Origin of the sequence: Sorangium sp. So ce1504 (assembly GCF_051521635.1) — a bacterium.
GTDB lineage: Bacteria > Myxococcota_A > Polyangia > Polyangiales > Polyangiaceae > Sorangium > Sorangium cellulosum_B.
Window position 1 is genome coordinate 2612731 of the sequence record NZ_CP150365.1, and the last position, 20183, is coordinate 2632913.

19 protein-coding genes are annotated in these 20183 nt (G+C 70.1%); 6 read left to right on the forward strand and 13 right to left on the reverse strand.

Features of this window, described 5'->3' with window-relative positions; genetic code table 11:
* Positions 1 to 175: 175 nt before the first annotated feature.
* On the reverse strand, positions 176 to 2377 hold the full coding sequence (locus tag WMF39_RS10085; protein WP_437745322.1) for a polyprenyl synthetase family protein: 2202 nt from the start codon (positions 2375 to 2377) through the stop codon (positions 176 to 178).
* 66 nt (positions 2378 to 2443) lie between these two features.
* Positions 2444 to 4300: a hypothetical protein gene (locus tag WMF39_RS10090; protein ID WP_437745323.1), complete on the reverse strand. Its 1857-nt coding sequence runs from the start codon at positions 4298 to 4300 to the stop codon at positions 2444 to 2446.
* 327 nt (positions 4301 to 4627) lie between these two features.
* On the opposite strand from WMF39_RS10090, the gene WMF39_RS10095 reads away from it, so the two are divergent.
* Positions 4628 to 4870 carry a hypothetical protein gene (locus WMF39_RS10095; RefSeq protein ID WP_437745324.1) on the forward strand — a complete coding sequence of 81 codons (243 nt, stop codon included), beginning with the start codon at positions 4628 to 4630 and terminating at the stop codon, positions 4868 to 4870.
* Positions 4871 to 4967: 97 nt separating this feature from the next.
* Positions 4968 to 6470, forward strand: a complete 1503-nt coding sequence (locus WMF39_RS10100; protein WP_437745325.1) for a hypothetical protein — start codon at positions 4968 to 4970, stop codon at positions 6468 to 6470.
* 445 nt (positions 6471 to 6915) lie between these two features.
* Here the strand turns inward: WMF39_RS10100 and WMF39_RS10105 are convergent, their stop codons facing one another.
* From WMF39_RS10105 to WMF39_RS10145, 9 genes are all read right to left on the reverse strand, one after another.
* Positions 6916 to 7278: a hypothetical protein gene (locus tag WMF39_RS10105; protein WP_437745326.1), complete on the reverse strand. Its 363-nt coding sequence runs from the start codon at positions 7276 to 7278 to the stop codon at positions 6916 to 6918.
* Positions 7275 to 7457 carry a hypothetical protein gene (locus tag WMF39_RS10110; RefSeq protein WP_437328622.1) on the reverse strand — a complete coding sequence of 61 codons (183 nt, stop codon included), beginning with the start codon at positions 7455 to 7457 and terminating at the stop codon, positions 7275 to 7277. Before WMF39_RS10110 ends, WMF39_RS10105 begins: the two co-directional genes overlap by 4 nt.
* Positions 7458 to 7564: 107 nt before the next feature.
* Positions 7565 to 7909, reverse strand: coding sequence for an RNA recognition motif domain-containing protein (locus tag WMF39_RS10115; protein ID WP_437745327.1), 345 nt, complete (start codon positions 7907 to 7909; stop codon positions 7565 to 7567).
* 445 nt (positions 7910 to 8354) lie between these two features.
* The gene (locus tag WMF39_RS10120) at positions 8355 to 9425 is read right to left on the reverse strand and encodes a DUF2169 domain-containing protein (RefSeq protein ID WP_437745328.1); all 1071 of its coding nucleotides are present in this window, start codon (positions 9423 to 9425) and stop codon (positions 8355 to 8357) included.
* A gap of 31 nt (positions 9426 to 9456) precedes the next feature.
* Positions 9457 to 11637 carry a type VI secretion system Vgr family protein gene (locus WMF39_RS10125; protein WP_437745329.1) on the reverse strand — a complete coding sequence of 727 codons (2181 nt, stop codon included), beginning with the start codon at positions 11635 to 11637 and terminating at the stop codon, positions 9457 to 9459.
* A 295-nt stretch (positions 11638 to 11932) separates the two neighbouring features.
* Positions 11933 to 13192 (reverse strand): hypothetical protein, encoded by a 1260-nt coding sequence (locus tag WMF39_RS10130; RefSeq protein ID WP_437745330.1) that lies wholly within the window; start codon positions 13190 to 13192, stop codon positions 11933 to 11935.
* A 148-nt stretch (positions 13193 to 13340) separates the two neighbouring features.
* Positions 13341 to 14612, reverse strand: a complete 1272-nt coding sequence (locus WMF39_RS10135) for a hypothetical protein (protein WP_437745331.1) — start codon at positions 14610 to 14612, stop codon at positions 13341 to 13343.
* Entirely contained in the window at positions 14596 to 15270 is a 675-nt protein-coding gene (locus WMF39_RS10140; RefSeq protein WP_437745332.1) for an RNA polymerase sigma factor, read from the reverse strand. Before WMF39_RS10140 ends, WMF39_RS10135 begins: the two co-directional genes overlap by 17 nt.
* A gap of 247 nt (positions 15271 to 15517) precedes the next feature.
* Positions 15518 to 16078 carry an NADPH-dependent FMN reductase gene (locus tag WMF39_RS10145; RefSeq protein ID WP_437745333.1) on the reverse strand — a complete coding sequence of 187 codons (561 nt, stop codon included), beginning with the start codon at positions 16076 to 16078 and terminating at the stop codon, positions 15518 to 15520.
* Positions 16079 to 16619: 541 nt separating this feature from the next.
* Here WMF39_RS10145 and WMF39_RS10150 point away from each other — a divergent pair.
* Both WMF39_RS10150 and WMF39_RS10155 read left to right on the forward strand, forming a co-directional pair.
* A complete protein-coding gene (locus tag WMF39_RS10150; RefSeq protein WP_437745334.1) occupies positions 16620 to 16925 on the forward strand; it encodes a WD40/YVTN/BNR-like repeat-containing protein in 306 nt (101 codons plus the stop codon).
* A 268-nt stretch (positions 16926 to 17193) separates the two neighbouring features.
* Positions 17194 to 18165 (forward strand): alpha/beta fold hydrolase, encoded by a 972-nt coding sequence (locus tag WMF39_RS10155; RefSeq protein WP_437745335.1) that lies wholly within the window; start codon positions 17194 to 17196, stop codon positions 18163 to 18165.
* A 79-nt stretch (positions 18166 to 18244) separates the two neighbouring features.
* Here WMF39_RS10155 and WMF39_RS10160 read toward each other — a convergent pair whose 3' ends face one another.
* Entirely contained in the window at positions 18245 to 18676 is a 432-nt protein-coding gene (locus WMF39_RS10160; protein WP_437745336.1) for a type II toxin-antitoxin system VapC family toxin, read from the reverse strand.
* On the reverse strand, positions 18673 to 18978 hold the full coding sequence (locus WMF39_RS10165; protein ID WP_437745337.1) for a type II toxin-antitoxin system Phd/YefM family antitoxin: 306 nt from the start codon (positions 18976 to 18978) through the stop codon (positions 18673 to 18675). The genes WMF39_RS10160 and WMF39_RS10165 overlap by 4 nt, the downstream gene beginning before the upstream one ends.
* Positions 18979 to 19263: 285 nt before the next feature.
* Between WMF39_RS10165 and WMF39_RS10170 the strand changes: the two genes are divergently transcribed.
* Both WMF39_RS10170 and WMF39_RS10175 read left to right on the forward strand, forming a co-directional pair.
* Positions 19264 to 19617: a hypothetical protein gene (locus WMF39_RS10170; protein WP_437745338.1), complete on the forward strand. Its 354-nt coding sequence runs from the start codon at positions 19264 to 19266 to the stop codon at positions 19615 to 19617.
* Positions 19618 to 20139 (forward strand): HNH endonuclease, encoded by a 522-nt coding sequence (locus tag WMF39_RS10175; RefSeq protein ID WP_437745339.1) that lies wholly within the window; start codon positions 19618 to 19620, stop codon positions 20137 to 20139. It abuts the gene before it with no gap.
* Positions 20140 to 20183: the final 44 nt, after the last annotated feature.

A 20183-nucleotide genomic window follows, 5' to 3' on the forward strand; every position in this document is an offset into this window, starting at 1 on the left:
AGGGACGGAAGAGGGAGGTGAAGAAGGGCGGCGCCTGGACGCGTAAGCCCCTCTCACCGGTTGCGTCCACGTCGAGCTTCACGCCGTCGACGCCCACATCGCCTTCCCCCGGGCGACTCACCCCAGAACACCGGCCGGCGTCGAGCCCGGGTCGCGTGAGCCGAGCCGCACACGCTCAGTAGTGCCGCTCCAGCAGGTACCAGGCGAACGCGCGCACGGCGATCTTCGCCTGGGAATCCGGGACGAGCGGATCGAGCTCCGCCCACGCCACCTCGACCATGGCGCGCGCGCGCGCCATGCAGCGTTCGTTGGCCCCTGCCGCCTCGACGATCGAGAGGATACGACCCACCTCGTCGCCCTCGGTCGGGCGCACGAGGATCGCATGAGCGAGCGCCGCGCGATCGGCGCGCGGGAGCGAGCCGAGCGCGTCGAGGATCGGGAGCGTGAGCTTGCCGTGCATCACGTCCTCGCCGCGGGTCTTCAAGTCGCCCGCGAAGCCGCGCAGGTTCAGCACGTCGTCGACGATCTGGAAGGCGAGGCCGAGCGCCTCGAAGAAGCGGCCCACGGCGTCGAGCTGCGCGTCCGATCCGCCGCCGAGGATCGCCCCGATCCGCGCCATCGACGCCGGAGGCACCGCGCTCTTCAGGTGATGAATCGAGAGGAGGCGATTCGAGAGCCGCGCCAGCTCGTCGTCGTCGAGCGTCGTCGGGGCGAGGCCGGCGAGATCCAGGGCCTGTCCGGCGTGCCCCGCGCGCATCGCCTCGAAGTAGAGCGCGTAGACGCGCAGCTTGTCGCGATCCGGGATGGCGTCGCGATGGACCGGCGGCTCGCCCAAAAAATAGGCGGCGGTCCCCGCGTTGATCGCCGTCGCGTCGCCGTGCATCAGGTGGCAGGTCGGGCCGCCGCGCCGGACGACGGAGCGATCTTCGGCGTCGTCCACGATGAGCGAGCCCGTATGGATGAGCTCCGGCACCGCCAGCCAGTGACGGAAGCGGCGCGCGTCGCCGCCGACGAGCTCGACGCACGCGAGGATCGCGAACGAGCGCCACGTCTTGCCGCCGCGGTCCAGGATCTCGCGGATGGGCGCGATCAGCTTCGCCTCGAAGGTCGCGCGATCGAAGCCGTCGCGCGGGCGCGCGTGCGAGCCGGTCACGAGCGCTCGCAGGCGGTCCTCCGTGGGGCGCGAGGGGATGGTCTCGGCGAGCACGCGCCGCACCTCGTCGCCCACCGAGCGGAGGAATGCGTCGAGATCCCGGGCGCCGTACCCGCGGAGCTCGACCCAGCCACGCCCGCGAACGGCGGTGCCGCGGAGCGAGCCGGCGGCGACCACCTGCCCTTCCCAGAACGACGGTTCGGAGAGGATGGTGACGACCTCCTGATCCGCGTGCACCGCTCGGACGCTGATCTCGAGATCGAGCTCCTCGCAGGTGAAGGTCATCTGAACGGGATACTCGACGAAGGTCCGCAAGCTCCGCCACGCGGACTCCACGCGCATCGACACGCGCCGGGAGCGGCGCACGCGCCCCGCCGCGTCGCTCACCACCACCCAATCCTCGACGAACCCCCCGCGCTCGGCCGGGCGGATCAGATAGATGCTCACGTCGGTGCCGTCCTCGAGCTGGAGCGACGCCCACGTCCACGCGTTCTCGCCGCCGGCGGCCGAGCCCTCCGGGACGAAGCCGAGCTCGTGATCGTACCAGCCGCTCCCGCGCGCCACGGCCTCCTCGCGCCCGGACGCGGCGATCGTCCCGCGGACCGCGCACCTCGGGATGAAGTAATAGAACATCTGCTCCGAGCCCGCTCCGCGGATCACCCCGTCATCGCCCTGCCGTGCAGGGGGCTTTTCGGGGTGGAAGACGAGATCGACGCGGAGATCCGTCTGGTCGTCGCGCAGCGTCAGCTCGTAGTCGCCGTCGGCTCGTTTCTTGAAGCTGTCGGCGCCATAAGACAAGGAGAGCGAGCCGTCGTCCACGCGCGCAGCGCCGTCGATGCGGCGCGTCGGCAGAGGGACGGCGCCGCGCGCGAGGATTTCGCGCAGCGCCCGGCGACTCCGCTCGTCGAGCGACCTCGCTTGATCGACCTTCAGGAGCGCCAGCTCGCGGGTGGCGTCGTCGACGCGGACCGTGGCGGCGTACCCTCCGTCTTCTCCCGTCAGGGCCCAGGTCACGAAGTGCGCGTGCCGCGAGTCCGCGACGCGGTGCCGGAAGAACGCCGCGAAGACGCCGAGGCGACGGCCGCCCTCCGTCTCCAGATAGGAGTTCACGTACCACCACTCGAGATCCGATGAGACGTGGGGCCGGTCGTGCACGTCGAGATCGATGGGCCCGGGAGCAGGCCAGTCCGCGGGCCGCGCGATCGGTCTCGGGTTCGTCGTCATGAATGCACACTCCTCCTCTCCGCGCGGGCGCGCGCGGCCGACTCCCCCGCTCTCCGGGGATCTGGGCTATCGAGCACTCCGCCACGCGCTCAGCCCTTCGAGGGCGAAGCAGAGCGGGAGCGTCGGATTCCGGCCGTACGCGACGTGCGGGAACAGCACGGTGTAACAGCTGTCGTCGACCCAGCGGCCGTCGGCCTCCTGGCGATCCACGAGGAAGCTCGCCGCGCGATCGAGCTCCGGCGTTCGCGGGAGACCGACGGCGAGGAGCCCGCGAAGGACGTTGCCTGTGAGCGTGGGCATCGACGGGCCGCGGCCCGCCTCGGCGGGATCCGCGTAGCTCGCGATGTCCTCTCCCCAGCCGCCGTCCGCGTTCTGTCGCGACAGCGCGAACTGGACGGCGCGCGTGACCCACGGCGCGCGGTGATCGATCCCCACGGCACCGAGCCCGGCGAGGACGTACGCCGTACCCGCGAGGTAGTTGCAGGCCCACCGCCCCCAGAACGCGCCGAGCTCCGGCACCTGGTGGCGTCGCAGGAACGCGATGGCCCGCGCGACGGGCGGGCTCGTCGCGTCGTGGCCAAGCGCGCCGAGGGCGCGGAGCACGCGCCCCGTGATGTCGGCGTTCGAGGGATCGCCCGCCTCGGCCTGCAGCATCCATGCGCGGCGCAGCGCGCGGCCGATCGGCGTGCGCGGGCGCAGCGACGCGGGGAGCGACGCGGGATCGATGTAGAGCGGGCCGGGCGGCGCTGCCGGGCGGCCGGTCGAGAACGAGCCCCACCCGCCGTCGGGGTTCTGCATGGCCACGAGCCACGCCTCGCCTGCGTGGATGACGTCTCCGAACATCTGGCGTGGTGACGCGAGCGCGAGCGCGGCGAGCACCTCTGCCGTGCTGTCGAGATCGGGATTGCGCCCGTTGCCTCGCTGGTACGCCCAACCGCCCGTCCTGGGCGCGCCGCGCGGAGGTGTCTGCCAGTCCGTGGGCCCGGGCTGCGTCGCGCGCCCGCGCACCAGGAAGCCGATCGCCGAGGTGATCGCGGGGTGCGACGCCGGAATCCCGCTCTTCACGAGCGCGTGGACGAGCTGCGCCGTATCCCAGTGATCACTGAGGAACGGGCTCACCTCGAGCCCCGCCTCGGTCCTCCGCTTGAGCTGATCGCAGCAGGCGAGCGCGCCGCGGATGCGCTGGTCGTCTCGCGGGACGCCGAAGCCCGCGAGGACGATGGCCGCGGTGAGCGTGGCTGGGCCCACGCCCATGAGCCCAAACGATGGATCTTGCCTCTTCGTGAAGTACTCGATTGCGCTCCTCCGCCCGCGCGCTCGGATCGGGTGCCCCTTCGCCTCGCCAGGGCCGTGGTGCAAGAGGTCGAAGACCGCCGTCGCCAGGTGGATCCACACGAGCGTGTTCACACCGAGGGCCTTGGCCAGCAAACGCTCGCTGCCGGGCAACAAGCGAAACGCGAGGCCGGGATCGGGGAGCGTGTCTGCGGGGATCACGCCCGCGAGCGCCAGGGTGATGCGCGCCGAGAGGCTCGCCCGGCCAAAGCCGCCTTCGGAGGTGATGAACGAGCGCGCGCGGCTCAACGCGGGATCCGCCGGATCGACGCCGGCCGCGCGCATCCCCGCGTACCACATGCACGTCGCGTCGAGCTGGCCCGCGCGCGCTCTGGGCCAGGGCGGCACGGAGCCGTCGTCGCGCTGCTCGGCGCGGAGGCGCTTCACGCCGAGCGCGGCGTCCTCCTCGTCGAGCGCGCCGAGCCAGCGCTCGTGCACGAGGGCGACGCTCGTGAAGACGACGCCCGCGTCGTTGAAACCCTGCCAGGCCCCGTCGGTCCGCTGCTGTTCGAGGACCGCGCGGGCGCCGCGGAGGAGGACCTGATCCACGGAATCGGCGAGCGTCGTCCGAGGGAGGGAGAGCGTCGTCATATCCATCCGGGAGAAGGAAATCCAAACGTTTCGGAGACGTCAAGCCCCAATCGCGGGACGTGCTCCGGGTTGGCAGAACGAACAGGCGTTTGCGGGACCGCGCCGGGACCTCGCCCCCGCTGCGGGTCAGGCGCAGTGCCGCAAACGCCTATTCGTTGGAGCTTGGTTCTGGCTCCACGCTCCCGACTCCGAGACTCCAATAATTCAAGCATCTTACACACCTTCGCCGCTCTCGATCGCTGGTCCCGCGCTCGGCCGGCCCGCGAGCTGGCCAATCCGGAGCTCTTCGGAGGAGGGCGCCTGGCACCGGACGCCCTCGCCACGGCCGTGTCGCTCCTGCCCAGCTTCGAGGCCTTCATGGATGACGCCCTCCACGACCCGCGCCCCTTCGCCGAGCTCGTGGGGAACTCGGTCTTCAAGCTGCTCGTCGTGGGGCGCGGCGCGTCCTACTTCCCGGCGCTGCAAGGGCTCGAGCCGCTCCCGCTCCTCACGCACGCGCCCGATGCGACGCTCGACAGACCGAGATCGAGCACCGGTGCGCGTCTGTCCCTGGTTCTTCACCCTCGCTGACAAAATTCAGCGATATCTGGCGCGGCAAACGTGCTCTGTCGAGCGCCGGAGCGCAAAGGACGCGCGAGGGCGGGCTCCGCTCGTCTACGGTGCGTGGATGAGAATCTTGGCCTGGTTGACTCTGGGGCTCCTGTGCGCGGCGTGTGGTGATAACGGCGATCCGTCCGGCCCGGGAGGAGGCGGAGCCGGGGGCGCCGCCGCGGCGACCGCGGGCAGCGGCGGCGGTTCGGGCGGCGGTGGCGGCGGTGCGGGTGGCGGCGGCGGCGATGCCGCCGGCACCGGCGGCGGCGGCGCGGGGGCCGGGGGCGACGCGACCGGTGGAGGGGCGGGCGTCGGCGTCGATCTCGCCGCGCCTGACGCCATCTTCCTCCACCCGGCGGGGGAGACGACCAATATGGTGTTTCACATCGCGATCGCCGGAGCCGACGACGGCGGCGCCTACGTGAGCGGCGAGGGGTTCGGCGAGATCAAGCTGGGCGACCAGACGATCACCAAGCTGGGAGCGTTCCTCATCCGCCTCGATCCCGAGGGCGATCTCCTCTGGTCGGCGCCCATCGTCACGGCGCAGCAATCCTCGGCGACGGCCGTCACCGTCGACCGAGCGGGCAATGTGCTCATCGCGGGCGAGCTCTATGGCGAGGTCACGATCGGGGACACGAAGCTGTCCGGCGCGACGGATGATCCCGACGCCATGGTGGCCAAGCTCGACGCCGACGGCAGCGTGCTCTGGGCGAAACGCTTCGCCTCCACGGCCGCGGATCGCTGCTTTGCGGTCGCGACCGACGCCACGGGCAATGTGTACGTGGGTGGCTATGTCGACGACGACATCGACTTTGGCGACGGCCTCCTGGCGGTGGATGGGGAGTCCCCGTTCCTCCTGAAGCTCACGCCGGACGGCGACGTCGCCTGGGCCAAGGTGTTCAACAACCCCGGCGGCGCCGGCAGCGCCGTGGCCGGCATCGCCGTCCACCAGGGCGGCGACGTGTCGATCACGGGCTACGCCGACGGGGCGCTGACCATCGACGGCACAGCGCTGTCGCTGCCTGCAGGCTCGACGATGATGGGCTTCGTCGCCCGCTTCTCGAGCGCGGGGGAGGCCCGGTTCGCGCTGCGCTTCGGCGGGCCGGTGTTCGACATGGGCAACGAGATCGCCGTCGGTGAGGGCACGTTCCTCGCCGGCGCGGTGAGCGGCGAGAGCGATGTGCTCGGGACGACGGTGGACGCGGACCTCGAGGGCACGCCGTTCGTCGCGAAGCTCACGGAGAGCGGGACGGCCGAGTGGGTGATCACGCCGGAGCCGAGCGGCACGATGTACGGCCTCGCGCCCGACATGGCCGGCGGCGTCTACGCGGCGGGTCGCTACGACGATCTCGTCACCTTCGACTACACCCCGTTCGCGCTGCGCGCGAGCGCGTCCTCGGAGGTCACGGCGCTCCAGCGCTACGCGTCGAGCGCCGGCTCCTCCGAAGGCATGGCGCTCACCTCCGGCGGTACGCTCTGGGTCGCCGGCACCTTCTACGGTTCCATCGACGTCGGCTCGGGCCCCGTCGCGTCGCCGAGCACGAGCGGATTCGTCTTCCGCATCCCGGCGCGCAAGTGAAAGAAGCCGGCTCGCCGCGCGATGCGCGAGCCGGTATCGGTCGCGGACAGAGGTCGAGGTCGCCAGCGACGCTTCAGAAGGCCGGGGAGCAGCGCTTGCCGTCGGTGGTGATCGGCCTGTCCTCGGGCTCGGCCTCCGTGAGGTCGATGGCGTGGAGATCCGTCACGTCGTCATGGCGCAGGCACTAGACAAGGGACGTCGCGTCGGGAGCGATCGTCACGCTATCTATGTAGGTGCCGGGCTCGGCGAGCACGAGGGGGGACATCATGGCTGTGGCCATGTCGTAGACCAAGAGGGCGCTTGTGGCTACCGTGTGTCGTCGGCCGGGATATCGATGGTTCCGACGAAGACAATTGACGCCCACCACCCGAAGATCCGGATGCGCGAATTCCGCACGTCCGGATCTGTGGGGGGCCGGGGGGGTAGTCGACCCCGGCCTACCCGACTAGGGGATTTCGGGCTCGGTGTGCCTTCGCCACTCGTCCCGCGCGCTTGAGTAGGCGGTCCGGGCGGCGAGCTCGCGCTCCACGCCGGTGATGGCGGGCATCTTGCGATGGCACAGCTCCCCGGGAAGGGTGATCTCCACCTGAGTTCGTGCTTCACGCAGCGTGCCGGGCCATCCGCCGGCGGCGGGGCGGCCTTCTCGATGGAGGTCTTGACGCCAACGCCTGGCCCACGCCTGGCCCAGCGCGTTGGCGCTCTGCTCGATGAATCGTTGCCGCACGGCCGCCAGCGCCGAGCCGTTCTGGTCGGTTGCTGGCTCTGACGGGGCGCGCTCGGCGCCCTGGCTCGGCGCTGCGCGCTTCACTCGGTGACCGCAGGCTGAGGCCCCGGGACGATCCCTGCGATGTCCGGATCCTCTCCCGGCGTCCCGCTGACGGCGGAGCCCTTTCCCGTGCGGCGCGCGAGACGGTTCGCGTCTTTCTCGCGCTGCTTCTCTTGCCTTTCGCGTTCCTTTTGCCGCTTCAATGCTCCCTGTCTCTGCATGCCGAACCGGCCTTTCGGCGCCTCCGGGCGCGTTCTTCAGCACCTCATGGTGCGTCCTGAAAGCGCAGGCGTGGCGGCGCACGAGCGCCGCCACGCCGCGCCCGTGATCAGTACCGGTCGCGACCGCCGCCGCCGAAGCCGCGCGCCGGACGCTCCTGCGCTTCGTTGACCTTCAGCGCGCGGCCATCGAGCATGGCGCCGTTCAGCTGCGAGATGGCGCTGTTCACGGCCTGGGCCGTGCCCATGGTCACGAACGCGAAGCCGCGCGGCTGCCCCGTCTCGCGGTCGGTCGGCATCGCGATCTCACGGACCTCGCCGGCCGCGGCGAACGCGGACTCGAGGGTCTCGCGGGTGGTGTTGAACGAAAGATTTCCTACGTAGAGACGATTTCCCATGCCATCCTGCTCTTTTACGGCCTTCTGGTGCGCTCTGCGGCGGACCCGGCCTGCCATCCGACGAAGCCGTGACGGATCGAACGGAGACGTGCGGCGCGGAACTCCCGCGCGATCACACGGTGCGTCGTCCAGTCGTCCGAGCGAGCTGCAATCTCCCTCACGGGCGAGGGAAGAGGGAAAGCGTCGTTATAGAGGGCCAGGGACGATCGTGAGGGGGGCATCCTAGCCCGGTGCCTCGCCGTCCGCAAGCGCGCCGTTCGGTCTTCCGTCGCCGAGCGTGCCGCCGACCGCAGGCGGCCGGCGAACAACGAGGTTGCATCGGGGCGAAATGGCGCATGTCCGCGATCTCCGTGCACCTCGGCCCCGGACCCTGCGGGGGCCCGCCGTGAGCGACGTTGGTGATCATCGAGTCGGGTCCTGAAGCGGACCCGAACGCACATGCCAGGCTGCGCCGTGACACCGTCCACCTCTGGAGCCTCGAGGCGAGCCTCGACCGCCGGCCTCACCGGTCGTGCGCGATCCGGTAGCTCCCCGGGATCACCGCCGGCGGCGGCCCGTCGTACAGCGTCGCCGTGCGCCGCTCCTCCTTGCGGACGCGGTACTCGAACACGCAGCGGAGGGAGAAGAAAACCCGCCCTTCCCCCGCGACGATCCCTATCTGATCGAGGTGCATGGGAAAGACAACCTCCCGCTCCTCGAGCTGCACGTGGATGTGCATCCGCAGGTCGGGCATCGCGAACGCGAGATCCCCGCCGCGCAGGCCGTGCGTGAGCCGGATCCCGTCGCCCGGCCTCGGCTCGCCGCCTGCCTCGATCATCATGCCCGGGTGCCCCATGTTGAAGAACGTCGGGAGGATGTCCCTGTGCCCCACCTTGAATTCGGGCGCCCTGTCGGGCGTGAGCCGGCTCGGGTCCGGCGCGGCAGCGCTCGTCGCGGCCTTCACGCGGAGCGCGCCCTCGCTCGGGTAATAACCCAGGCCGACGGGATCGGGGGCGTCGCCGAACGAGCGGAGCAGCCGGTTCGGGTCCTCGAGGTTGGGCAGCGGCTTCCCGAGCGCGCTCTTCGCGTCGAGGTAGAACCCTCGCCCCGCCGGGTTGGGCGTGAAGGGCATGTCGAGCCCGTAGTCGGTGGGGCAGGTCCCGCCGAAGGCGCGCCCGTAGTCGAGCTCCATCGAGACGAACGCCTCCGGCTCGCTCGGGACCAGGGCGCCGCCGGCCCCGGGCACCCAGGAGCGATCGCCGAAGACGGTGATCCGCCGCCGAAAGGCCCGGCCCACCTCGAGCTCGACGTCGAGGCGCGGCCTCGCCGCGCCGCCGGGCTGGCGCACCTTCCCGCCGAGCAGCACGTCGATCCCGCCCATGTAGAACGGCTTGTCCCCCGGCATCTTGCCGAGCGCCGTCGCGACGGGCTCGCCCGAGATCGGCCACGGCTCGTCGGGCGTGGCGACGAGCGCGCCGCCGGCGACCCGGAAGGTGGGACGCGCGATCGCGCAGCCCAGCATGTGGTCGTCGCTGCGCGCCGACGCCGTCCTGAGGAGCACCGCCGGGTGCCTTGTCTCGTTGCGAAGCTTCACGGATCGAGCCCTCTCCGCCGCGGCGCCGCGCTCAGCAGTTCAGGCGCACGGTGCCGCCGTCGAGCTTCTCCGTGGCGCTCCCGTTGGTCACGTAGATCCCGTCCGAGGTGATCTCGATCTTCGCGGACTTGCCCTCGGCGTCGGTCGAATTGCCGATCTCGAGGACGATCTTCTTCTGGGCCCGGATCCGGATCGTCGAGTCGGCGAACAGGGCGAGATCGGGTCCGCCGATCTGGACCTCCTGCTCGGACTCGACGCGCACCTCTCCGGCGCACGTCATCTCCAGCGCGCCGTCGGTCACCGCCCACTCGAGCGAGCCCGCGCTGAGCGTGCAGTGCCCGTCGACGACCTGCTGCATCGTGCCGCCGACCGAGAGGGTGAGGTTGCCCGTCACACGCCTCGACTCGTCGTCCAGGGACGAGATCGCGTGCGCCCCGGTGACGATGACCGTCCGATCGCCGCTCACCTTGACCGACTCGTCCCCGCCGACGCACGCGCTCCGGTCCCCGGCGACGATGTCGCGGCGGTCCCCGACGACGCTCGCCGTGTGATCGCCCGCGACCGAGAGCCAGCTGTCGGCGCCGACCGAGGTGGTCTGATCCGCTGTTACCGTTCTGGTCTCGGCCGCGCCCACGGTCACGGTGCGCGCGCCCGCGACCGTCACCGTCTCCGCGCCGCCGACGGTCTTCGTGCGGTCGCCCGTCACCGCGAGCGCGTCGTCGCCGCCGACGTTGCGGCGCGCGTCGTTCAGGGCCTCGACCTTGAGGTCGCGCTGGGCGCGGAGGTAGACCTCTTCCCGGCCTGACTGGTCCTCGAAGCGGAGCTCGTTGTACCCGCCGCCTCCCGGGGTGGTCTGGGTCCGCAAGGCCGACTTGGTCTTCTCGGCAGGGAGCGCGTACGGATAGGGGCTCACGACCGTGTACACCCGCCCGGTCACGATCGGCCGGTCCGGATCGCCGTCGAGGAACTCGACGAGCACCGCGCTCCCGACGCGCGGGATGTGCATCGCCCCGTAGCCGGCCCCCGACGCCATCTGAGCGACGTGGACCCAGCACGCGTTCTCCGAGGCGCTGCCGTTGCGATCCCAGTGCAGCCTGACCCTCACGCGCCCGTCGCTGTCCGTCTCGATCTCGGCCCCCTGCGTCCCGACGACGGTCGCGGCTTGCGGGCCGGCGATGCGCGGCTTGGGCGTCCTGCACGGGGGCCGGAAGGCGACGCCGGCAGGGACGCACTCGAACGTGCAGCGGTACCCCTCCTTGCTGTCGAACCGGGCCGCGTGCTGGAGCCGGGTGATGAGGTACTCCGCGTTGAAGCTCTCCCTCGGGTGATCCTCGAGCCGGAACCGCGCGCCGGGCGCGAGCCGCACGGAGAAGGCCTCGCCCTGCCCCACGGCCGCGGTCGCCTGGAGCGCGTCGAGGCGGACCTCCGCGCCGGGGCTGGCCGGGTACGCGAACACGGCGAGGTCCGTGTGCCGCCCCTTCTCGGCCGCCGTGTCCACGACCGAGGCGGGGTTCTCGAACGGCACGTCGCGCGTCGTGACCTTCCCCGGCCGGACCCGCTGCGCGAAGCGGAACGAATCGATGCCTTCTCCGGTGTGGATCGCCCCCGTCACCGGCCGATACCGGAGCTCCTCCGGGGAGATGGGCGAGTGGACCTGCGCCGTGTCGGAGATCATCAGGGTCGCGCCAGCGTCGGCGTGCTCGAAGTAATAGAAGATGCCTTCTTCCTCCATGAGGCGGCCGAGGAACGCCCAGTCCGATTCGCGGTACTGGACGCAGACGTCGCGCGCCTCGTAGCTGCGCTGGAGCACGATCTGGTAACGCCGGACGCCGCCGAGCTTCAGCACGCGCTCGATGACCTCGGCCGTGGTGACGCCCTGGAAGATGCGGCAATCGTACCGCTGGTCGAGGAGCCAGACCTCCGGCACCAGCGTGGCGCGGTAGGCGGCGTGGTGCTCCGAGGTGTGGACCTGCTCGAACCGGCTGACGATCCCGTGCAGGTGGCGGGCGCCGGCGCCGTGATCGAGCGTCAGCACGGCCGACTCGGCGACGAGCGCGTCGAGGTCGAGGTCGGTGTCGGCGCACTCGACGGTGATATCGAAGGCGTAGAGCTCCGACATCGCCTCCGCGCCTGAGAGCTCCTTCACCTCGAGCGAGGTCTTGAGTCCATCGATCGTGAGTCGTGCGCGGACGAGGGGCGGTGCCACGGCCATGAGAACCTCGGAAGAAGTTCGACCATCAGAGCCGATGCCGCGCCGATGTGCAAACACGTTGCGCGCTGGCCGCGCCGGGCGAGCTGTGCGGTGCAGGTGCGATGTGCCGCTCGCGCCCCGGCCCTGCTGCGCCCAGCGCATGTCGCGGGCTGCTCATGCCTCCTCCAGCGACGCGATCCCGAGCGGCCGCTGTCGGCCGTACGACCCTGGGATGTACGCACGTCTCGATGGGCTCGCTCGGCGCCGTTCGAGGATCGAGATCGCTCGCCCGGGGTTCCGCGCGGTCGCGCCGGCGCTACCGAGGGGGCGGCGTCGTCGAAGCGCAGCAAGCGAACTTTGCGTAGTTCGCCTCGTGGGCGGCGCAGCGACCATCGTTCGCGTAGTCGAACGCCGTGAGCACGGCGCCGTCGCTCGCGCACGTCGCGTAGGCCCGTTCCTTGAGGGCGGACGCGTCGATGCACGAGGAGCCGTCGCCGAGAGAGCCGCCCCAGCAGGCCTCCGGCGGCGGAGGCGGCTCGGCGCCGCAGCACTCGAAGAAGGCCTTGCTGGTCTCGTAGCCGGTGCAACGCGGGTTCTCCTCCTCGTAAGAGAAGGAGGTGAACCTGGCGCCTGCGCTGGTGCACGTCGCATAGGCCCGATCCTTCATGACCGAGCGGTCGACGCAGGAGAGGCCATCGCCCAGCTCGCCCTTCCAGCACGCGCCGGACGGAGGAGGCGGCGGAGGAGGCGGCGGCTCGTTACCGCAGCACTCGAAGTAGCCCCAGGTGGTCTCGTGGGCCGCGCAGCTCGGGTTGTTCCGCTCGTAATCGAAGACGGTGAGGTCTCCCTCCGTGCGCGAGCACGCCGCATAGGCCTGGTCCTTGAGGACAGAGGGGTCGACGCAGGATCTGCGATCGCCCAGCTCGCCCTTCCAGCACGCGCGCGGCGGAGGGGGCGGCGGCGTGGAGCCGCAGCACTCGAAGGTGGCCTTGGTGGCCTCGTTCGTACCGCAGCGTCCGGGGTCCGGCGGGGCGTCGAGCCAGGTGAGCGTGGCGCCCGCGCTCTCGCACATCGCGTAGGCCCGATCCTTGATGGCGCCCAGGTCGATGCAGGAGGATCCGTCGCCCAGCTCGCCCTTCCAGCACGAGTTCGGCGGCGGCGGAGGCGGCGGATCGCCGCCGCAGCACTCGAAGACCACCTCGCTGCTCTCGTGCTCGGCGCAGCTCGGGTTGAGGGTGTCGCTCACGAAGCTCGCGAGCTCCGCGCCCATCCTCGCGCACCTCGCCTGGGCGTGATCCCGGAGCGTGGCCGTGTCGTGGCACGTGAATCCATCGCCCATATCCCCGAGCCAGCACGCCGAGGGCGGGGGAGGCAAGCGTCCCCCGTCGCCGTCTGATCCCGGGTCCTCGCCGCCGCCCGCCCCTTGATTCGCGTCCCCGCCGTTCCCGCCTTCCCCGCCCGTCGAGCCCGCTGGTGGATCGGGATCCGGCGCCAGGGTGATGGTGCACCCGGAGCCGACGAGGAGACTGGATATCGAGACGCTGAGCAATAGACCTATCGCAAGGGAAGTCCGCATGGTGATCCTCCGTGAAAGCCGGCGTTGCGCCGGACAGCTCCGAGCGCGCGCTGCTCGTGCTCGGGTCAGCGCGCCCTCTCCGTCGTGTCGCTCTCCATCTACCAACCGCGACGAGGCCGGCGGTTTCCTCGGGCGGGCGATTTCGCGATCAGAAGGGGCAGCAGGTGTAGCTCAGGCTCGTGGCCGTGGCGTCGGTGCAGGCGACGTGTTTGTCCCCGAACACGCGACGGAAGAGATAGTGGCCATTGCCCCTGCAGAGCGCCGTGGCCTCGGCATCCAGCCTCTCGTACGGCTGGCACACCTCACCGAAGTCGATCTCGCTCGTCCAGCACGACGGCGAAGGCAGCGGATCCCCCGAGGGGCAGCACTCGTAGTAGACCCTGGTCGTCTCGTGGTCACCGCAGTCCCGGTCGGGCTGCTCCTGATCGAGGGAGCGGAGCTCCGTGCCCCTGTCTCTGCACATCCTCCAGACCTCGTCCTTGACATACGTCGTGTCGAAGCACGTGACGCCGTCGCCGAGCACCCCTTTCCAGCATGTGGTCAGCGCCATCCTCCCGCACGTGTACTCGGCGTCGAGGTAGCTCCCGTGATCGCAGGGATCGAGCAGCGTCAAGTCCGCGACGATGAGGCTCTGCGCCTCGCACTGCGCCCTGGCCTCGTGCCGCAACGCGTCCGCCGTCTGGCAGAGCGCCTCGTCCCGCGGGGCCGCCGGATCCTCGATCGCGGGTCCTTCGGCGTCCGTGGCTCGGTTACCTTCTCCGCTCTCGCCCTCGTGCGCGGCCGCTTCCGCGGGGACGCCTCCGGAGCCTCGGCGCAGCGCGGCGTGAGGGCCGCGCTGCGCGAGAGGAGATAGCCCTTCCGGGCCATCAACCCATCTCCGGCCCAGCGTCTGCGGGGGGGTCAGCGGCTCGACGCGCACGCGCGCCGGCGGAGGCGAGGCGCGGTCGACAGGGAGCCGGCTGTCGTCCAGGAGCCCTGGGGTGTCGTTCGCGTCCCGCGGCGGCACGGCGCTGCGCGGCACGGGCGGCGCCGGAGCGAGCCGGCGGGGAGGTTCCTGGAGGAGCGGGGCGCGGATCCGGGGAGGCAGCGCTGTCGGGCCGTGGGCCGGCGTGCGCTCCAGGAGCCCGCCGTCCGTGGGAGGCGGATCGCCCACGAGCTCGATCGCTGGCTCGACGGGGCGCTCTGTGAAGATCGAGCCGGGTGTGAGGCCCTGGAGCGCGGTGCCGAGGGCGACGATGCTGGCGCTGGCGCCCAGCGCCAGCACGAGCGAGCGCCCCCCGCTCCCGCCCATGAAAGGCCGCCGCCCGCGCCGGTCGAGCTCCGCGACGAGGCGCGCCTCGAGCCGAGGCGACGGCTTCATCGAGGCGAGCTGCTCGTCCACCTCGCGCAGCAACGCGAGCAGATCACGGTTTCGCGTCATGGCCCACCTCCCATCCGGCGTCGCGGAGCTGCGCAACCGCCTTTTGAATCAGCTTGCAGACGTACCCCTTGGAGTGGCCGAGTATCTTCCCGATCTCCTCCTGCTCCTTGCCGTCGAGATAAAACATCGAAAAAGCGACCTGTTCTTTGGGAGGCAGCGTGCCCAGCGTCTCGAGCGCGCGGCGCAGATCGTCGCGCGCGATCGTCACTTCATCGAGGGGGCTGCGCTCGCCCTCGCCTTGCCCGAGCAGCCAGCAGATGGGCGGGAGCGCCAGGAATCGGTCCCGGCGCAGGCGGTTCAGGCAGCGATTCGAGGTCGTCCGGTACAGCCACCCCTCGAGGTTGTCTCGCTCGGTCAGGGTCTCGAGCGCCTTCATCAGGTCGAGGAAGACGTCCTGCGTTACGTCCTCTGCCCAGGCCACGTTGCCGCGGCCGTAGCGGAGCGCGAGGCGGTACACCAAGCGATGGTGGTTGCGGTAGAGCGCGCCGATATCGTGCGCCTCTTCGCCGGAGCGCTGCGTCACGGCGGGTGGGAGCTTCCGCTCCGAAGGCACGGCGATGTCGTCCGGCGGAGCGCTCCGGCCTCCGTCCGCCGGAGGGGGGAGCAGCTCCTCCGCCCGGGTCTGGCCCTCGAAATGAGGTCGCGCGGCGAGGTTCACCGGCGCCTCCGAGCGAGGGTCCCGTCCGCCGTGAAGCCCCACGAGCCGACCAAGAGTTGCGCCATCTGACACCCTACACAATCGAGGTCGGCGCTGGTTTCCTGTCGGCGGTCTCAGGCGTCGATTTCCCCTCCACGGGGTTCTCCTGGTACCCTCCTGCAACGTCCGCGGTAGAATCGGCGAACGCCACGAGAACCGCTGCGGATCGGCGTCGTCGGGCCATCGAGGCTCCGCGAGCGCGCCTTGCTCACCCGGTGCGCAGCGTCTTCATCGCTCCGGCCCACGCGAGCAGCTGATCGAGCAAGGCGAAGGCGGACTTCTCGTGGCGGGGGCGGGGCTTGAACACGCTGAAATTTTCGAAGTCGTCGAACAGAGAGAGCATGACCTGCGCGCGCACGTCCGCGATCTGGAGCTCGGCCATCACGAGCCGGAGGTGCTCGACGGCGCGTGAGCCTCCCGCGCTGCCGTAGCTCACGAAGCCAGCCGCCTTGTTGTTCCACTCCTTGTACAAATAATCGATCGCGTTCTTGAGCGCGCCCGAGGTGCCGTGGTTGTACTCCGGCGTGACGAACACGAAGGCGTCGAACGAATCGATCTTCGCTGCCCACGCCTTGGTGTGAGGCTTCGTGTACTGTCCCATCGACGGGGGCGCCGGCTCGTCGAGCAACGGCAGGTCGAAATCCTTGATATCGACGAGCTCGTAGTCGGCGCCGCCCTTCTTCGTCGCCACGTCGTGCACCCACTTCGCGACAGCCTCGCCGTTGCGGCCCGGCCGCGTGCTCCCCAGGATGATCGCCACCTTCAACATGTCTGCTCTCCAAGGCAATAGCCCAGCTCCGCTCGAGCCAGCGGGCGGCGTGATGCGCATTCCCACGACGCCGTGGTGGAGAGGAGGGGGCTCACGAGGTTGCTACCAGCTCGAGGCTACTACCAGCCAGGCAGGCTTCCCGCCAGCCAGGTGTCGCGGGAGCGCGCGACCCCTCGACCCGGGGGCCACCGCTCCGGACCGCTGCAGCCGCAGGCGCCAGGGCGGAGAGTCCCGTCACGGCCAGGCCGACCCCGCCATGGGGCTTGCATCGGTTCCGATCCAGATCGACGATGCGCCCGGAGCAGGGGGCGCGCCGCGGGCTTCGCTGCCCGAACAGGCGAGATGGCGCAGATCACCTTCACGCAGAACCTGGCGAGACACGTGGAATGCCCTGCTCTCGAGGTCGCCGGCGGGACGGTGCGCGAGGCGCTGGAGGGCTACTTCGCGCTGCACCCGCGCGTGCGCGGCTACGTGCTCGACGACCAGGGCGCGCTCCGGAAGCACGTCATGGCTCGTCCCCGCGCAGAAGGACGAGACGCGCGTGCCCGTCGGCGGCAACGTGGTCGTGTCCCGCACGCGCGACGGCGGCAAGACCTGGGACGTGCTCCGCAATGGGCTGCCGCAGCGCCACGCCTGCGACCTCACGTTCCGGCACGCCCTCGACATCGACGACAGCGGCGATCGCCTCGCGTTCGGGTCCACCACGGGCTCGCTCTGGATCACCGAGGATCAAGGCGATTCATGGCAGGCGATCTCAAGCCACCTCCCTCCGATCTATTGCGTCCGATTCATGGCAGGCGATCTCAAGCCACCTCCTCCGAACTATTGCGTCCGATTCATGGCATGACACGGCGCGCGCCGTCGCGATCGCGGCGCCGCGCGGCCTGTCTCCTGCGTAAGCACGCGCCGGCGTCGGAGATTTGCTTGAGCCGTTTATAATTAGTATTTACTTGCGGCCTTGGTCCGTTCGTGAACAATCAGCTCGACGGCGCGGCCGAGATGATCGTCAATCCGGGCGATCGCCGCGGTCGCGTCGAGACTCTTCCTTTTGGCAGTGGCGGCGCGCGCTCGAGGGGCAGCCTCGAGCGCGGGGCCGGCAGTGGAGATCAAGAGCCATGACCGACAAGAAGCAAGGAGCACCTTCGTCCAGCTCGACCCCTACCCGACGCCAGGTGCTGAAGCAGGCGGTGGGCCTCGGCGCGGGGTTGGCCGCCACGCGCTTGCTTGGTGGCGAGGCGTCGGCGGCGCCGCGCATCCGCTCCGGGACCTTCACGACGAGCGACGGGGTCGCCCTCAACTACCTGGAGGCGGGGAGGGGGAGGCCGCTGCTGCTCCTGCACGGGTGGTCCCAGTCGGCCGCGCTGTACAGGGCGCAGATCCTCGCCTTCGCGCGGCACCACCATGTCTTCGCGCTCGACTGGCGCGGACATGGCGAGTCGGAGAAGCCCGAGCACGGCTACCGCATCGCGCGCTTCAGCAGGGATCTTCACGAATTCATCTGCGGGATGAGGTTCAAGCACCTCTCCGTCCTCGGGCACTCGATGGGCTGCGGCGCGCTCTACAGCTACTGGGACAACTACGGGGGGCACTCCCTGGACCGCCTGATCCTTGTCGACGTGGGCCCGGCGATGACGGCCTGGCCCGACTGGTCCGCGGAAGAGGCGGCCGAGGCGGGGGCCCTGTTCACCCCGCAGACGCTCCACGAGACGGCCGCCGCGCTTCGCGGGCCCGACGGGATCGCCACGACCTACGGGCTCGTGTCCACCATGTTCACCCCCGGCTACCCGGCGGATCAGCTCGCCCTGGTCGTCGAGCAGAACCTGAAGCTCCCGCGCGCGTACGCCGCCAAGCTGCTCGTGGACCAGGCCGAGCAGGACTGGAGGGACGTGATCCCGCGGATCGACGTGCCCACGCTCGTCGTCGGCGGAGAGGCGAGCATCTTCAACCCCATCTCCCAGCAGTGGGTCGCCGACCAGATCCCCGGCGCCGAGCTCCTCCTCTTCGGCGCGGACGAGGGGGGCAGCCACTTCATGTGGCTCGAGAACCCCGAGAAGTTCAACGAGGATGTCCTCGACTTCCTCGGCTGAGCTGCGCTGCCCTTGAGCGGCTGCCGCGCGGGGCTGCGCGGCGATACCTGGCTTCGCTGTCGATACGATGACTCGGCGCCTACTTCTTCTTTCTGCTCGACCAGCTCTCGATCGGCAGGCCCTGAAACCGCTGAAAATCTCGAATATTCACCGTTACCAGGATCAAGCCGTTGCTCTTCGCGATGGCGGCGATTTGCCCGTCCACGAACGGTGCCGGCGTTCCCTTCCCATCGAGCCGAGCGCGCTCTTCGGCATGCCATGCCGAAGCCGCGGCGTCGTACGGCAGGATGGGAAAAGACAGGTAGACGACCTCGCGCAGGTACGCCTCCAGCGCCGTGCGCCGCTTGCCTGAGGGCAGGAGCCGACAGCCGTACCACAGCTCGTGCCACACGGGGGCGGCGAGCGCGCTCTCGTGCGCGTGGGCCTCGATCTTTGCGAGCATCGCCTCGTCGGGCGCCTGCTTCATCGGCTCCGAGATCGTGGAGGTGTCGAGCAAGAAGCGCGGGCTCACAGCTTGACCTGTCGACCCGGCGAACGGTCGCGAACGGACGCGGCGAAGTCGCGCTCCAGGCCCACCTCCTCGAGGACGTGCCTCTTCCGGAACGCTCGGTACGCGTCGCCGAAGCTCGGTCGATCCGCGCGCAGCCGCTCGAACTCCTCCCGGGACAGGACGACCGCTACGGGGCGACCTCGCCGGGTGAGCTCGACGACTTCACCCGCTTCCGCTTGCTCGATGATGGAGGGGAGATGGGCCCGAGCTTCTGCGACGGAGTAGCGATGCGCCATTCCATAGATGTACATCAACATGTACATTCGTGCAACCGGGCGGGATGGCTCTGGTCCACGCTCAGGTCGCGCAGCTCGGCGGCAGGACCGGACCGGTCTTAGCGCCGGAGCACTCCCTCCGACGATCCCGCCGACGATAAGTGGCTCGCGACCAACGAGTCGGCGCAGGGGTTCACGTGCGTGTGCTGTCAGCCTGCATGCGCGTGCTGTCAGACAGGAGATGACGGCGGCTGTGCCATCCGCGTCGCCACACGTCGCGAGCGCCTGCCGTTGCCCCTGCGCTCTCAGCCTGGTATGGGTAGGGTGGCTGCCATGAGCTGGACCGAGGATGACCAGAGCAGGCTCGACCGCCTCCGCGACAGGGAGCTTTCCGGCACGCTGACACAGCCCGAGCAGGAGGAGCTCGCGGCGCTGATCGCGCGGATCGAGGCGGAGGAGGCGGCGGTGCTTGCTCCGGAGATGGCTCGGTTGCGTGCCGAGGCCGGCGAGCTGGCGGTCGAGCTGGCCAGCGTCGAGGGCGAGAACGAGCAACTGGCCCAGCTCATGGCACAGCAACAGGCCCTCGTGACCGACACGCGCAGGTTCCTCGAAGAGTTCGACCGGCGTCGCGCGTCCATCCTCGACGGACTTGCCCGCGTCGCGGGTGGGCCGCTTCCCGCTGCATGAATGGCCGTCTCGACTGAAGCGCGCGCAATCGTGCGGGCCACCTTCGGTGGACGGTGTGGTTACTGCGGCGTTTCCGAAACGTCGGTGGGAGGCGAGCTGGAGATTGATCACTTCTACCCGCTTGCTGCGGGTGGTTCCGACGACATCGAGAACCTCGTCTACGCTTGCACCGCGTGCAATCGGTTCAAGGGCGATTATGCCCCCGCACACGATGCATCTGACAGCTTGCGCCTTCTTCGCCCTCAGCGTGACGGTCTCGACGCGCACGTCGAGGAGACGGTCCACGGTCGGCTGATCGGGCTGACGCTTCGCGGCTGGTTTCACATCCAGCGTCTTCATCTGAACCGCCCGCTGCTCGTCGAGCGGCGCCAGTTGCACCACGTCCTTCAGCAGCAGAAAGCCGACCTCTCGCGGTCACGAGAGGCGGAGGCGCGTCTGCGGCGGGAAAATGACGCGCTTCAGGGCGAGATCGCTCGCTTGCGGGCAGTCGTGGTCGCTTTGCTTGGTGGAAGCGAGAGGTGAGCCGACGCGACCGCTGCGCCCGTCCCGGCCTCGCCGCTGGCCGC

Bases quoted from the DNA above. Each gene is read 5' to 3' on its own strand.
- WMF39_RS10130 (WP_437745330.1), bottom strand. From the start codon at position 13,192: ATGCGGACTTCCCTTGCGATAGGTCTATTGCTCAGCGTCTCGATATCC.
- WMF39_RS10110 (WP_437328622.1), bottom strand. From the start codon at position 7,457: ATGCAGAGACAGGGAGCATTGAAGCGGCAAAAGGAACGCGAAAGGCAA.
- WMF39_RS10170 (WP_437745338.1), top strand. From the start codon at position 19,264: ATGAGCTGGACCGAGGATGACCAGAGCAGGCTCGACCGCCTCCGCGAC.
- WMF39_RS10085 (WP_437745322.1), bottom strand. From the start codon at position 2,377: ATGACGACGAACCCGAGACCGATCGCGCGGCCCGCGGACTGGCCTGCT.
- WMF39_RS10175 (WP_437745339.1), top strand. From the start codon at position 19,618: ATGGCCGTCTCGACTGAAGCGCGCGCAATCGTGCGGGCCACCTTCGGT.
- WMF39_RS10100 (WP_437745325.1), top strand. From the start codon at position 4,968: ATGAGAATCTTGGCCTGGTTGACTCTGGGGCTCCTGTGCGCGGCGTGT.
- WMF39_RS10155 (WP_437745335.1), top strand. From the start codon at position 17,194: ATGACCGACAAGAAGCAAGGAGCACCTTCGTCCAGCTCGACCCCTACC.
- WMF39_RS10135 (WP_437745331.1), bottom strand. From the start codon at position 14,612: ATGACGCGAAACCGTGATCTGCTCGCGTTGCTGCGCGAGGTGGACGAG.
- WMF39_RS10115 (WP_437745327.1), bottom strand. From the start codon at position 7,909: ATGGCAGGCCGGGTCCGCCGCAGAGCGCACCAGAAGGCCGTAAAAGAG.
- WMF39_RS10165 (WP_437745337.1), bottom strand. From the start codon at position 18,978: ATGTACATGTTGATGTACATCTATGGAATGGCGCATCGCTACTCCGTC.
- WMF39_RS10090 (WP_437745323.1), bottom strand. From the start codon at position 4,300: ATGACGACGCTCTCCCTCCCTCGGACGACGCTCGCCGATTCCGTGGAT.
- WMF39_RS10145 (WP_437745333.1), bottom strand. From the start codon at position 16,078: ATGTTGAAGGTGGCGATCATCCTGGGGAGCACGCGGCCGGGCCGCAAC.
- WMF39_RS10125 (WP_437745329.1), bottom strand. From the start codon at position 11,637: ATGGCCGTGGCACCGCCCCTCGTCCGCGCACGACTCACGATCGATGGA.